At 73.0% G+C, this 13,369-nt stretch carries 9 protein-coding genes; 2 read left to right on the top strand and 7 right to left on the bottom strand.

Going from position 1 to position 13,369, the window contains the following annotated elements; genetic code table 11:
• Nucleotides 1-46: 46 nt before the first annotated feature.
• From WME73_RS23995 to gatC, 7 genes are all read right to left on the bottom strand, one after another.
• Nucleotides 47-1,318 (bottom strand): hemolysin family protein, encoded by a 1,272-nt coding sequence (locus tag WME73_RS23995; RefSeq protein ID WP_437748019.1) that lies wholly within the window; start codon nt 1,316-1,318, stop codon nt 47-49.
• A gap of 236 nt (nt 1,319-1,554) precedes the next feature.
• Entirely contained in the window at nt 1,555-2,691 is a 1,137-nt protein-coding gene (locus WME73_RS23990; protein WP_437917180.1) for a tRNA pseudouridine synthase B, read from the bottom strand.
• Between the two features lie 29 nt (nt 2,692-2,720).
• Nucleotides 2,721-3,986, bottom strand: a complete 1,266-nt coding sequence (locus WME73_RS23985) for a lysophospholipid acyltransferase family protein (protein WP_437747704.1) — start codon at nt 3,984-3,986, stop codon at nt 2,721-2,723.
• Nucleotides 3,987-4,006: 20 nt separating this feature from the next.
• Nucleotides 4,007-5,179 (bottom strand): NAD-dependent epimerase/dehydratase family protein, encoded by a 1,173-nt coding sequence (locus tag WME73_RS23980; RefSeq protein ID WP_437873600.1) that lies wholly within the window; start codon nt 5,177-5,179, stop codon nt 4,007-4,009.
• Nucleotides 5,180-5,257: 78 nt separating this feature from the next.
• Nucleotides 5,258-5,854 (bottom strand): GNAT family N-acetyltransferase, encoded by a 597-nt coding sequence (locus WME73_RS23975; RefSeq protein WP_437747702.1) that lies wholly within the window; start codon nt 5,852-5,854, stop codon nt 5,258-5,260.
• 16 nt (nt 5,855-5,870) lie between these two features.
• Nucleotides 5,871-7,424 carry an Asp-tRNA(Asn)/Glu-tRNA(Gln) amidotransferase subunit GatA gene (gene gatA / locus WME73_RS23970; protein WP_437917179.1) on the bottom strand — a complete coding sequence of 518 codons (1,554 nt, stop codon included), beginning with the start codon at nt 7,422-7,424 and terminating at the stop codon, nt 5,871-5,873.
• Between the two features lie 5 nt (nt 7,425-7,429).
• Entirely contained in the window at nt 7,430-7,741 is a 312-nt protein-coding gene (gene gatC / locus WME73_RS23965) for an Asp-tRNA(Asn)/Glu-tRNA(Gln) amidotransferase subunit GatC (protein ID WP_012236913.1), read from the bottom strand.
• A gap of 160 nt (nt 7,742-7,901) precedes the next feature.
• Here gatC and WME73_RS23960 point away from each other — a divergent pair, with 160 nt between their 5' ends.
• Both WME73_RS23960 and WME73_RS23955 read left to right on the top strand, forming a co-directional pair.
• On the top strand, nt 7,902-10,697 hold the full coding sequence (locus WME73_RS23960) for a hypothetical protein (protein ID WP_437917178.1): 2,796 nt from the start codon (nt 7,902-7,904) through the stop codon (nt 10,695-10,697).
• 320 nt (nt 10,698-11,017) lie between these two features.
• Entirely contained in the window at nt 11,018-13,363 is a 2,346-nt protein-coding gene (locus WME73_RS23955) for a PEGA domain-containing protein (protein ID WP_437917177.1), read from the top strand.
• The last annotated feature ends 6 nt before the right edge of the window (nt 13,364-13,369 follow it).

Below are 13,369 nucleotides of genomic sequence, written 5' to 3'. Positions count from 1 at the left end.
GAGCGACGATGGCCCCCTCCTGCGCGGTGGGTCGGCGCGGGGGGCTTCAGGCGGCGCCGCCGGCGCCCATGGCGCGGGGGCGGACGATCTCGACCTTTCCGATGTGACGCTCGTCGCTGTCGCGCACGATGAAGCGCAGGCCGAACTTGCTCACGGCCGTGCCGACCTCGGGCACCTTGCCCACGTGCTGCGTGAGCATCCCGCCAAGAGATTCGTACTTTCCTTCACGGTCGAGCTCGGCGCCAAGATAGGCCGAGAGATCGCTCATCGATACGGCCGCGTCGGCGACCAGGCGGCCGTCGCCCAGATCCTGGATGGCAGCGCCGTCGTCCGTCTCGTCGTGCTCGTCCCGGATGTCTCCGACGATCTCCTCGAGCACGTCCTCCAGGGTGACAATCCCCGACATCCCGCCAAACTCGTCGACCACGATGGCGAGGTGCTGTCTCCGGCTCTTCATTTCCCGGAGCAGCGAAGAGAGGGGCTGCGACTCGGCGACGAAATTTGCCGGGCTCCGCGTGATCTCCCGGAGCGTCGTGTTCTTGAGCCGGCGCTCCTCGAGGACCTTGAACAGGTCCTTCGCGTAGAGGAGACCTGCGATGTTGTCGGTCTGATCCTTGTAGACCGGATACCGCGAGTGCCCGCTCTCGGTGACGATCTCCAGCACCTTCTCCAGCGGAGTGGAGATCTCGATGGCCTCGACCTTGGATCGCGGCACCATCACGTCCCGCGCCGTGAGATCGGCGAACTCGAGCACATTCCGGATCATCTCCGCCGGCTCTCGCCCGAAGAGACCAGAACGCTCGACCTCATCGACGAGGATCTCGACCTCCGCCTCGGCAACCCTCGGATCCGACGGCTGCTCACCATCCCGCGGCCCCAGCTTGGAGCCGATCCAGCCGAGCGGTACGGCGAGCGGCAGCATCGCGATTTCGAGAGGGCGCAAGAAGCGGACCGCCATCGATGCGGCCCGATCGGCGTGTTTGCGGCCCAGCGTGGAGCTGACCTCGTAAAGGGCTCCGCTGAGGACGATGGTGGTCGCCAGCCCGAGATAGAGCGCAGCGCCTGGGGCAATCCGCCGGAAGAAGAGGTCGAAGCAGGCGGCCGTCAGGCTGGTCGATACGACCCAGCCGAGCAGGTAGCGGGAACGGAGCTTGGCGTCTTCCTGACGAATCCGCTCGTAAGCGGCCTTCGTGGGGCCCGTCGCCTGCTCTATCAGCGCGCCGAGCCTCGTCGCGCTCAACGTCGTCAGTGCGGTGTCGGCGCCGACGAACAGCGAGCCAAGTACAGCGGAGAGAACTGCAGCGCCGAGCGCTGGCAATGGAACGAAATCGGGACTCAAACAGAGGCTCCTAACGGACGAATCGTAACGGAACAGGCGAGGGGAGCGCAACCGGACCGGGACGCGAAATCTCAGGAGATGACGGAACCACGCGTTCTTGCCGCTCTCGCCCGAAGGCGGACTCCCCAGCTCGACCGATTCTGCCGAGCGATGCCAGTGACATGCGCCGTAGATCTGCCGAAGTCCAGGGAATTGCCGTGTGCTGTGGGTTTCTCTTATCTAGCAGCATTCCCACGCATGTCGGGCGCTTCAGAAAAACCGCGCAGGACGGAAAACCGAGTCGGCGATGGCGCTGGAAGGCTCTCACCGGCGTTCCCATCGGCGACCTCCGACGCGCCGAGCGCCACGACAACCCCGTCCGGATCGAGCCATACAGCGGCGCCAGGGTGCGCAGGAGCCACGGAGAAGTCGGATTCGGTGAGCGCTTGTCCCATGCGCGCGCGCCGGGCGCCGTGCTCGGTCAGGCGGGCGACCGGGAGGCTCGCGGCGGCTGCGTCGGCGAGCGGGCGCAGCGATGCGCGCAGCGCCTCGGCGCCGGCGTCGAGGGACACGGCCTGCTCCACGGTGAAGCTGCCGCTCGCCGTGCGCCGGAGCGCGGACAGGTGCGCGGGGACGTCGAGGTGCGCGCCCAGGTCGCGCGCCAGCGAGCGCACGTAATAGCCCTTGCTCACCCCGAGATCGAGATCGAGGGTGGCCGGCGCAGAGCCCGCGGCCGGCGCAGCGCCCGCGGCAGGTGCACCAAACACGCCGCGCGAGGCGCCGGTCACCTCGAGCGACCGGACCTCGACGGCCCGCGCCGACAGCTCCACCGCCTGGCCGGCGCGCGCCAGGGCGTAGCTGCGCTGCCCGGCGACCTTGATGGCCGAGTAGGCCGGCGGCGCCTGCTCCCGCCGCGCCCGCTCCGCGTCGATCGCGGCGGCGATGCGCGGCGCCGCACGCGCGAGCGCCTCACCGCCGGGAGGCCCGCCGGCCCCGGCGAGGGCGCCGAGCTCCGCGTCGAGCCACGGCGGCAGGGGCTGCGTCGCGGTGATCTGCCCGTCCGCGTCGAGGGTGTCCGTCCCCACGCCGAGGACGACGCGCGCCGTGTAGCGCTTGTCCTGCGCGGTCAGGTACGGGGCGAGCTTGGTGGCCTCGCCGACGAGCACCACGAGGACGCCGGACGCCATCGGGTCGAGCGTCCCCGCGTGCCCGATGCGCTTCACGCCGAGGGCGCGGCGCAGGCGGGCCACGACGTCGTGGCTCGTCGGCCCGCGCGGCTTGTCGATCACCAGCACGCCCTCCGGCCGCGCGCCCCTGGTCGTCGCTCGCTCGGGCTCGGCGGGCGGATCGCCTTCGTTTGTATCTTCGGGCATGGAGTGAGGATTCGCCTCGGCAGATCGCTTCATCCGAACCAGATCGACTTCCGGGTGGCCAGGGTCTCGTCGATGAGCCCCTGGATCGTCGCGCGCACGCGCTCCGCGAGGCGCCGCACCAGGATCTGATCGTCCGCCGCCTCCGGGCCGTACGCGTCGAACCGCACCGGATCGGCCAGGCGGATCTTCCACTTGGTGGGCGCCGGAACGAGGCCCAGCGGCCCGAGCGCGGGGAAGGTCGGCGTGATGGGCAGGTACGGGATGCCGAGCGCGCGTGTGAGGTGCTCGACCCGATAGAACAGCGGGTTCGTCTCCTCGGCCCCCACGATGGCGCACGGGACGAGCGGCGTGCGCGTGCGCAGGCAGAGCCGGATGAAGCCGCCGCGACCGAACCGCTGGAGCTGGTACCGGTCCTTGTAGAGCTTCCCGCTGCCCTTGACGCCCTCCGGGAAGACCGCGATGAGCCGCTCGCCCGCGAGCAGCCGCTCGGCGTTCTCCTGGCAGGCCCGCACGGCCCCGAGCCGGTTCATGATCGTGCCGGCGAACGGCAGGTAGTACACGAAATCGTCGGCCAGCCAGCGGAGCTCCCGCCGCGCCGGGTGCTCCCGCCGCACCGCGGCCCGCAGCATGAGCCCGTCGTAGGGGATGGGCCCGCCCGAATGGTTGGACACCAGGAGGCACCGCCCCTCGGCGGGGATACGCTCGATGCCTTCGATATCTATCCTGAAATAAACCCTGTGCAGGAAGTCGAAGAGCGACCTGTACCGGGCCTCGTACTTGGGATCGAAGCCGAACTCGTCGACCTCCTCCGAGCGGCGGCGCAGGCCGGCGCGGCCCCACTGCCGCAGGTAGAAGTCGGTCGACAGGACGTCGCGCGCCGTCCCGGGCTCGGACAGCGGCGGCTCGCTGGCGAAGCCGGCCGACGCGGCGGGCGCTCCGCCCAGGCGCGGGCTCCGCTCGGTCTCGGGCACGCCTCCCACCGCGCCGCTCGCGTCGGGCGATGGCCCCCCGGCGAGCATCCGCTTGAGCCGCGCCTCGAGCTCCCTGATCTGGCGCTGGAGCTCCTCGGCCGTCACCGGCACGACCGGGGCGTGCACCTCGGACGACTGCGTCTTCCGCCCGTCCGAGGGCTCCGTCGGGCCGATCGGCGCCAGGTACCGGGCCTCGTCGTCCTCGACGTCGACGCTCGGCACGACCTGCCTGGGCCCCGTCCGATCGGGGCGCCCGCGCGTCGACGGCGGCGATCCATTCCCTGCCCCTGCTTCCTCGAGCTCTCGATCGTGCTCCGTGCCCATCGCTCACCCCCCGAACCGCATCACGCGGGCGTCTCTTGCAGCAGGCGCACGTCCCGCAGCCGCTGCGCGCTCGTGTAATCGAGCAACGCCTCGCGCGTCGTGTAGACCGGCCGGAACCCCATCACCTGCGCCGCCTTCTCGCCGTCCGCCACGCAGAGATAGCGCAGGTACCGCAGGAAGCTGGGCGGGGCGATCGCCGCGTGCGCAGCCCAGAGCGCCGAGGCGAGCGGCCCGGCGGCGCTGTGCAGCACCGGGACCGCCGTCCGGCCCGCGAGGCGCACGATCGTGGAGAGCGGCAGCACGCCGTCGCCCACGATGTTGAAGGTCCCGGGGAAATCGCTGTCGATGGCCAGCTTGAAGGCGGCGATCGCGTCGACCTCGTGGATGAACTGCCACAGCGGATCGAAGCCGAGCATCGTCATGACCAGGCGCCGCGCCAGGAACCGGGTGACGTAGTTCTGGACGGTCGGGCCCAGGATCGGCGCGGTCCGCAAGATGGTGACGGTCGTGCCCTTGGTCTTCGCGCCGAAGGCGTTGAGCTCCCGCTCGGCGGCCATCTTGTCCGCGAAGAAGCGCTCGTCCGGATCCGCCCGGAGCGGGTGCTTCTCCGTGAGGAAATTGGGGTTGGTCGGGTGCGCGCCGTAGAGGATCGTCTGGCTCCAGAGGATCAGCTTGCGCAGGCTCGCCTGGCGCGCCCCGTGGAGCAGGTGCATCGTGCCGACCGACTCGAGCTCGTGGGCCCAGGCGGTCGCCGGGGTGGGCGACGACAGGAAGCAGAGGTGGACGAGCGTGTCCACCTGCTCGGCCGCGAGCACCTCGGCGACGCGCTCCTCGGACGCGGGCTCCGTCAGGTCGACCGTGTGCATGCGCAGCTTGGAGCCGCCCGTGTCCGGCCGCTTGATGTCGATGGCCACCACGCGCGCGATGCGCGGGTCCTCCTCGAGGATCCCGATCAGGTTGCGCCCGAGGAAGGACGCGGCGCCGGTGAGCGCGATGACCCGGCCCCTCGGGCCGGACGACGCGCGCCGGCTGGTCGGCGACGCCTCCGCCGCTGCGGACGCCGGGGGCTCGCTCGCGCCGGCCGTGGCCGTGCCCGCGGCGGAGCCAGGCGCGGCGTGATCTGCGCCGGCGGCGGAGCTCCGCTCGGCGGCGTCGTGGGCCGCGGCTTCAGGGTGCTCGGAGGTGGGAGCCATGCGCCGGGCGCGACACTACCTGGTCGGCCGGCGCGCGCAAGCGAAGCGCGACCCCGGCCGGGCCTCGCCGCGGCGCTGTCACAACGCCCGGCGCAGGACCGGATACGGCTCGAACGCGTGCACCTCGGCGAATCCGTTCCGCGTGAACGCGGAGACCGGGCCGGTCCACAGCTCCTCGTCGCTCACCGGCTCCTTCGGCCGGCGCGGCAGGGCCTCGAGGGCGCGCGCGCCCCAGGAGGGCGCGAGCTCCACCGCGCCCGCGACGAGCGCGGTCGCGACGCCTCGCCGCCGGTGGCCCGGGTGCACGACGGCACAGCCGATCAGGAAGACGCCGGCGCGATCGCCCGCGAAGCACGGCAGCCCGCGGTACAGGCGTCGCTCGTACGCCTTCGCCACGGCCGCCGCGGGCGCGACCTTGAGCCACCCGACGACGTGCGGCGCCTCCGGCGCGAGCGCCACGACGCCGCGCGCCTCGTCGCTGCCCGAGGCGAGCGCCTCGGCGAACTCCCGGCGGTTCTCGCCCTGGCCGTCCGAGCACCGCGCGAGCCACTCGTTGTTGGTGCCGCCGAAGTGGTAGTACCGGCAGTAGCAGGGCGTGCCGGCGGCCTCGAAGAGCGCCTCGAGCCCCGGGAGGTGCTCGGGGCCGGCCGCCGCCACGGTGATCGCGGAGCTCATCGGCGCGCTCCGCTCGTCACGCGTTCGACACGCGCGCGCGCAGCCCGCGCACCGGCGAGATCTGCTCCCACGCGTAGGCCGCCTGGCAGAGCCGCGCCTCCTCCAGCGCAGGGCCGATGAGCTGCAGGCCGACCGGCAGCGGAGGCCCGCCGTCCGGCGCCTGCGCTGTCGCGCACGGGACGCTGATCGCGGGCAGCCCGGCCATGCTGGCGGGCAGCGTGTAGACGTCGGCCAGGTACATCGACAGCGGATCGTCCACCCGCTCCCCCAGCCGGAAAGCGACCGTCGGCGAGACCGGCGCCGCGATGAGGTCCGCCTCGCGGAAGGCCTCGTCGAAATCGCGCCGGATCAGCGTCCTGACCTTCTGCGCGCGCAGGTAATACGCGTCGTAGTAGCCCGCGGACAGCACGTACGTGCCGAGCAGGATCCGGCGCTTCACCTCCCGGCCGAACCCCTCGCCGCGCGTCCGGCCGTAGAGGCCCTGGAGGTCCGCCTTGCCGCCGCGGTCGCCCTCGACGCGCAGCCCGAAGCGCACGCCGTCGAAGCGCGCCAGGTTGGACGACGCCTCCGCCGTCGCGACGATGTAGTAGGCCGCCACGGCGTACCGCGTGTGCGGCAGGCGCACGGGCTTGATCTCGCAGCCGAGGCCGCGCAGTCCCTCGATGGCCTCCCGCACCTTCGCCTCGACCCGCGCGTCGATGCCCTTCGCGAAGTACTCCTCGGGCACCCCGATGCGCAGCCCCGCGACGTCGCGGCCGCACGCGGCCTCGCAGGCGCCCACCGGGGCGTCGAGGCTCGTCGCGTCGCGCGGATCGCGGCCCGAGATCACCTCGAGCAGGCGCGCCGCGCCCTTCACGTCCTGCGCGAACGGCCCGATCTGGTCGAGGCTCGAGGCGAACGCGATGAGGCCGTAGCGAGAGACGCGGCCGTACGTCGGCTTGATGCCGACGACGCCGGTGAGGCTCGCCGGCTGGCGGATGGAGCCCCCCGTGTCCGACCCGAGCGAGCCGGGCGTCATCCCCGCCGCCACCGCGACCGCGCTTCCGCCGGACGATCCGCCGGGGATGCGCGACGGGTCCCACGGGTTCTTTACCGGGCCGAAGGCGCTGTTCTCGTTCGACGAGCCCATCGCGAACTCGTCCATGTTGCATTTGCCCGGCAGGATCGCGCCGGCCTCGCGCAGGCGGGCGACGACCGTCGCGTCGAACTGCGGGCGGAACCCGCGCGCCGGGTCGAGCGTCGTAGGCGCGCCGTCCCCGCCCGCCGCCGCCCGCGTGAGGATCTTCGAGCCGGCGGTCGTCGGGGCGCCCTCGGTGCAGAGCGCGTCCTTGAGGCCGATCGGCACGCCGGCGAGTGGGCCGAGCTCCTCGCCCCGCGCGCGCCGCGCGTCGAGCGCGCGCGCCGCCGCGACGGCCTGCTCCCCCTGCACGGTGAGAAAGGCGCCCAGCGCGCCGTCGCGCTGCTCGATGCGCGAGAGCGCGGCCCTGGCCACCTCCTCGGCGCTCACCTCGCCGCGCTGCACGAGCGCCGCGAGCTCCGGGATGGATCGATCGAGGATCGCTGTGTCCATCGGCGTCACCCCTCGTCCACGAACGCCGGAACGGCGAACCCGTCGTCCTCGACCCGCGGCGCCTCCCGCAGGGCCACCTCGCGCGGCAGGCTCGGCGCCTCCTCGTCGGCGCGGAGCGGCAGCCGCTCGATCTGCACGTGCGCCGTCGGCGGCACCGCCGAGACGTCGAGCTCCTCGAGCTGCCGGACGTAGCTGAGGATGTTGCCGAGATCACCGGTGAGGCGCTCGATTTCCTCGGCGGAGAGGTCGAGGTGGGCGAGGCGCGCTATCGTCAGCGCCTCGTCGCGGCGGAGAGGGGGCGAGTCAGCGTTCGACATGGGCGCGCCCGATGTAGCACCGCCGGTTCGGCGGACGCTAGCGCCGCGCGCCCCCGAACCTGGCCGCGGTACAAAAACGATGATAACGGCTGCCGCGCGCGCGTCCGGTCGTCCTCGACCGCCCGGGCAAGAGCCCCGCCCCTCCGCGCGTTGTCCGCGAATGCAGTCCCCGAAAACGCCCTCCCTGCGCCGCCAGCGCATCGGCATCCTCGTCCTCTGCGCGTCCGCGGCCGTAGCGATGTCGCCCGACGTCGGCGGAGGCGCTCGCGACCGCTCGACCGCGCTCGCCGCGGAGCTCGCGGCGCGGGGCATCGCCGCGGCGGCCGGCGAGGTGGTGTGGGTGGATCCGCCGCGCGGCGGCCTCCGCCCGTTCGGCGTCGATGCGCGCGCGGTCGCGCGCGGCGTGCGCGCCGGCGGCGAGCGCGGGGAGCCCACCGACCTGTACCTCGTCGACGCGAGGCTCTCGCCGGAGGGCGTCCTGCTCGACGTCTCGGCGATCCACAACCTCACCGAGACGAGCGGCGCGGACGAGTCGAAGCCCGTGCTCCGCGGCGAGGCCCTCGCCTACGTCTCGCGCCCGCTGATCGAGGCCGCGTCGCCCACGGTGCACGTGCTCGAGCTGGACGGGCAAGGGCTCTCGGGCGGCGCGGACTGGTCCCTCGTCGAGCGGCTCCAGCACGCCGTCACGAGCTGGCAGGCGACAGGCCGGCTGCGCGGGATCGGCCGGCGGACCTTCGCGATCGACCTCGCCCGGAGCGAGGAGAACGGCGCCGAGGAGCCGCACCCCGAGGAGCCGGGCGCCGAGGAGCCGCGGAGCCGCCGCGCCCCGGACGCGGGCGACGTCGCCGTCGCGCTGGAGGACGACAGCGCGGTCGTCGTCCGCGCGGGCGGCCGCGAGGCCCGTCTGCCGGCGCGCGGCGTGGACGACGCGGCGCTGCCCGCGTGGATCCGCGCCGAGGCGTCCGAGGTCGCGCGGCCGGGGAACCTCGTCACCTGGGCGGTCGACCGGGTGCGCCTCGTGATCGGCGACGCCGCGATGCAGACGGTCAAGGCCGTGGCGTTCACGGCGCTGGATTTCGTCCTCCGCAACAAGGAGGCGGTGACGGGCGACACCGGCGCGGAGGACATCGCCGCGGACCTCGGCCAGAGCGAGCTGGATCCGCCCGTCCGCCAGATCCCGATCGATCCCGAGATCGGCTGGCCGCCGGCGCCGCTCGAGCCCTGGGTGACGCCGCCGCTGCCGGGCGAGGGGCAGTGGAACCCCCAGGGGGGCGGCGCCTTCGTGCGCCAGCTCGACGGGCTCCCGCCGGCGTTCATGACCACGTTCCTCCGGACGGACCGCTCGCGCAAGGCGACGCGCGTCTACATCGCGCTCTGGGACCCGCGCCAGGTGGAGCTCCACATGATGGCGGGCACGGTGGAGCCCAAGGGCGCGACGGGCGAGGCCGGGCCGGGGCTCATCCCGCGCACGCCCGAGGTCATGAAGCGCGTGGTCGCCGCGTCGAACGCCGGCTTCCAGGCGATGCACGGCGAGTTCGGCATGATGGCCGACGGGGTGATGTACCTGCCGCCGAAGCCCTACGCCGCGACGGTGGCCGTCCGGCGCGACGGCAGCACCGTCTTCGGGAGCTGGTCGGAGGACGAGAACGTCCCCGAATGGATGCTGTCGTTCCGCCAGAACATGACGGTCATGGTCGAGGACGAGAAATGGAATCCCTTCGGCCGGACGTGGTGGGGAGGCACGCCGCCCGGGTGGGCCGACAAGACGCACACGGTCAGGACCGGCATCTGCCTGACCCGGGAGCGCTTCGTCGCCTATTTCTATGGCGCCGACGTGAGTCCGGAGGCCCTGGCCCAGGCGATGATCCAGGCCCGCTGCTCCTACGGGATCGCGCTCGACATGAACGCGGGCCACAGCGGGCTCGAGTTCTATCGTGTGGCGCCGACCGGCGAGCTGCCGCCGCTGGGGCGCCCGCTCCAGGGGGAATGGGAGACCGAGGGCGATGTCTCGGGGCTCTCGGGCTACCGGTTCCGCGGCCGCCGGCTCATCCGCGGCATGGGCCTGATGAACTTCCCCCGCTATATCCGGCGGGAGGCGCGCGATTTCTTCTACATGACGCTGCGGCACCTGTTGCCGGGGCCCCCCTTGGCACCCCGCGCGGCGCCGGCCGAGGCGGGGGAGGGCGCCTGGCGCACCCAGGGGCTCCCGCAGCACGGCTTCCCCTATGCGCTCGCGATCACCGAGATCCGCCCCGATCCCGCGCGGCCCGATGTCCGGCTGCGGGTGCTCAAGGTGGACCCGCGGACCGTCACGGCCGCGCCGCTGGGCGAGCCCGGGGCGTCCCCGCCGGCCGGGGCGGGAGCGACCGTGGCGCTCTTCAGCGACGGCGCCGCGACGCCCGGCGCGGGGCAGGGCGAGGGGTCGAGCATCTGGCACTCGGCCGGGTCCTTCTCCGCCTCGCCGGCCTCCCCTGTGCGCGGCGCGGTCCGGATCGCGACGGGGGCGCTCGGCAGCGCGAGGGCCGTGGCCGCGCTGGGCGTCAACGACGAGGATGGGATGCTGATCTACGTCGAGCGGGCCGCGGCCGGGCCGTCCAGCGCCCCGGACGCCGCGCTGGCGCCGGACGCATCGGCGCCGCCTCCGGCGCCCGCCGACCCGCGCGACGCCAAGCTGCTCCAGGATTTCCTGGCGGGGCTCGGCTGCTCCTCGCGGCTCTACCTGCCCCGGCCGCTCTCGGTGGCCCTCGGCGGCGATACCGATCTCTCCGGCGCCGCCGTCCATCCGCCGTCAGGCCCGCGCGCCGTCCGGCTCACGCGCGCCGAGGCGCCTGGCGCTGGCCGGATGTTCGAATCCACACCGATCGTTCCGCACAGCGTCTGGTACCCGCTGCAGCAGAAGCGCGTTCGGTACTTCAAAAAGCCGAAGAAAGAGGAAACGGCAGGCGGCGATCACTGAGCGTGACGGCGCCTTGGCCCTTCCCTGACGTGCAGTAGGCGCTTGTGCGCTGGCGGCCCGACGGACTAATACACGTCGGCCGGTGCATCGATTGCGATCCTTCGGAGCTTGCGACATCTCGGCGCGGATCTGCGTGGGCTCGCCGGGCGGGGGCGCGCGCGCGATGTGCGGGTGGTGGATCGCGCGCAGCGTCGCATTGCGGAGCGCAGCCGACGTCGCGCGCGCCGCGGACGTCGCGCGCCGCATCGCCGGTGGTGGAGCGCTGGATCCGCGCGAGATCGCGGCGCGCGCGGCGCCTCGCTGCCGCCGAGATCCTCCCGATGGCGCTCGCGAAGTCACCGGACCAGCGGTACGCTGCAGCGGATCAGGGTATTCTAGCGCGCTCCGAGCTCGCCCGCGACGAGCGCTTGTACATCGAGCTCACGCTCGTCGCGCGGAGCATGCGCGATCGTTTCCGTTTTCGTTTCCGTTTCCGGGACGCCGCGGTGAACGGCGCCGCATATCCTGAGGAGTTCTCGAACATGGCGGACAACAAGGGCGGCAGCGATCTGGACGTATTCGAGGGGCTCGCGAAGAAGAAGTCGCCCGCGACGAGCACCGCCCTCGTACCTCCCTCGCCGCCTGCGCGGTCGCGCACCCTCGTCGGCGCGGCGGTGCCGCCGCCGCCGAACCATGCGGCGACGCTCCCCAGCGGCGTGCCGTCTCCGCTTCCGCCGCCCGTGACGCAGAAGGGGGCCGGCCCGTCGTCGCTCCCGCCGCCCGTGCCGTCGAAGGGGACGAGCCCGGGGTCGCTTCCGCCGCCCGTGCCGTTGAAGGGGACCGGTCCGGTGTCGCTCCCGCCGCCGTCGCTCCCGCCGCCGTCGCTCCCGCCGCCGTCGCTCCCGCCGCCGGCCGTGACGCAGAAGGGGACCGGTCTGGCGTCGCTTCCGCCGCCCCTGTCGGCGAAGGGGACGAGCCCGGGGTCGCTCCCGCCGCCGATGCCTCCCTCGGTCAAGTCGGGCTCCCTGCCGCCCGTGGTGCCGCCTCGGTCGCGCCAGCCGTCCCTGCCCGCGATCAGCGCCCCGGCCCTGCCGTCGAAGAGCCCGCTGCCGCCGGCGCCGGTCAGCGGGGCCTCGGGCTCGCTGCCTCCGGTGGTCCCTCCGCCGGTGCGCCTGCCGTCGGTGAAGCCGCCGCTGAAGGCGGGTGACGACGCGAAGCCTCGCTCGGTCAAGGGCACCGCGGTCGACATGAACTGGGACGACGACGAGGAGTCGACCCACGTCTACGACAAGCAGGGGAACGACTACAATCCAGGGCGCTCGAGCGCGCTGCCGGCGGCGGGCTCGCCGGCGATCCCGAAGGTGGCCGCGGCGCTGGTCGCGAGCTCTGGCGGCGCGGCGTCGGCCTCGCGGGTGCGCACCCCCGTCCCGGCGCCGCCGCCGATCCCGAGCGCCCCGCCCGCGCCGGCGATGCCGCCGGATCTCGGGCTCCGCGCGCTGTCGCGCAAGGACGAGCCGACGGAGATCCGCCCGCGCCACGTGGTGCAGCAGGGCGCCGGCAAGGTGGGCGTGCTCCTCGGCGGGCTCGCGCTGGTCGCCGTGCTCATCCTGGCGGTGGTCATGCTGGTGCCGAAGAAGGGCGCGCTCACGATCGACCTGAAGACCCCGGGCGGCGGTGCCGTCGACCGGGCCGAGATCTTCCTCGACGGCCAGAAGCGCTGCGACACCGTGCCTTGCGTCGTGCGCGATCTCGAGCCCGGCTCCAAGGTGGTCAAGATCCTCGCCCCCGACTTCCCGCCGCGCGACGCCGTCGAGATCGTCGAGGGCGGCAAGGAGAAGGTCGTCGTGATCACGCTCGACGCGGCCGGCGCCGAGCGGTCTTCCACCAGCGCGTCGACCACGACCGGCGTGAAGGCGTCGGGCGCGCCCGGCGTGAAGGTCTTCATCGACGGCGAGGAGAAGGGCGCGCTCCCCGTCGAGGTCAGCGTGCCGCCGGGGGAGCACAAGATCCGCTTCGACGGCGGCGAGCGCTTCGAGCCTCTGGAGCAGACGGTGGACGTCGGCCAGGGCCAGATGAAGGACCTCGGCGCGGTCGCGCTCAAGGTGCTGAAGGGGCAGGTGACGCTGGAGCTCGCCACGTCGGGCGCCTCGGTCAAGCTGGTGAGCGCCAAGGGCACGGAGAAGAAGCTTCCCGATTCGGCCTGGAAGAAGCCGCCGGTCAAGGTGGATGTCACCGCGTCCGAGCGCTGGAAGATCGTGGCGACGAAGAAGGGGCACCAGGACTTCTCTCAGGCGATCTCGTTCGAGGACGGGCAGGCCGAGAAGACGATCCGGATCGCGCTCGACGAGGCGCGCAAGTCCGAGCCGGCCGCCGCCGCGCCCGCGCCTGCTCCGGAGCCGGCCGCACCGAGGTCGGAGCCCGTGGCCGCCGCGCCGAAGGCGGAAGCGCCGGCGGAAGCGCCGGAGCCCGCGGCCGCTGCTGGCGGTGCGACGCTGAACATCAACTCGATCCCGGTCTCGAAGGTGGTCCTCGACGGGCGGCCGCTGGGGAGCACGCCCAAGGTGGGCGTCAGTGTCTCCGCGGGGTCGCACACGGTGATGTTCATCCATCCGGATCTCGGGAAGAAGTCGGTCACCGTCACGCTGAAGGCAGGCGAGACCAAGACCGCGGCCGTCAAGTTCGAATGAACATCT

Origin of the sequence: Sorangium sp. So ce302, assembly GCF_051530145.1 — a bacterium.
Classification (GTDB): domain Bacteria; phylum Myxococcota_A; class Polyangia; order Polyangiales; family Polyangiaceae; genus Sorangium; species Sorangium cellulosum_B.
Note: the sequence above shows the minus strand (reverse complement) of the source record. Positions and strands in the feature narration are given on the sequence as shown.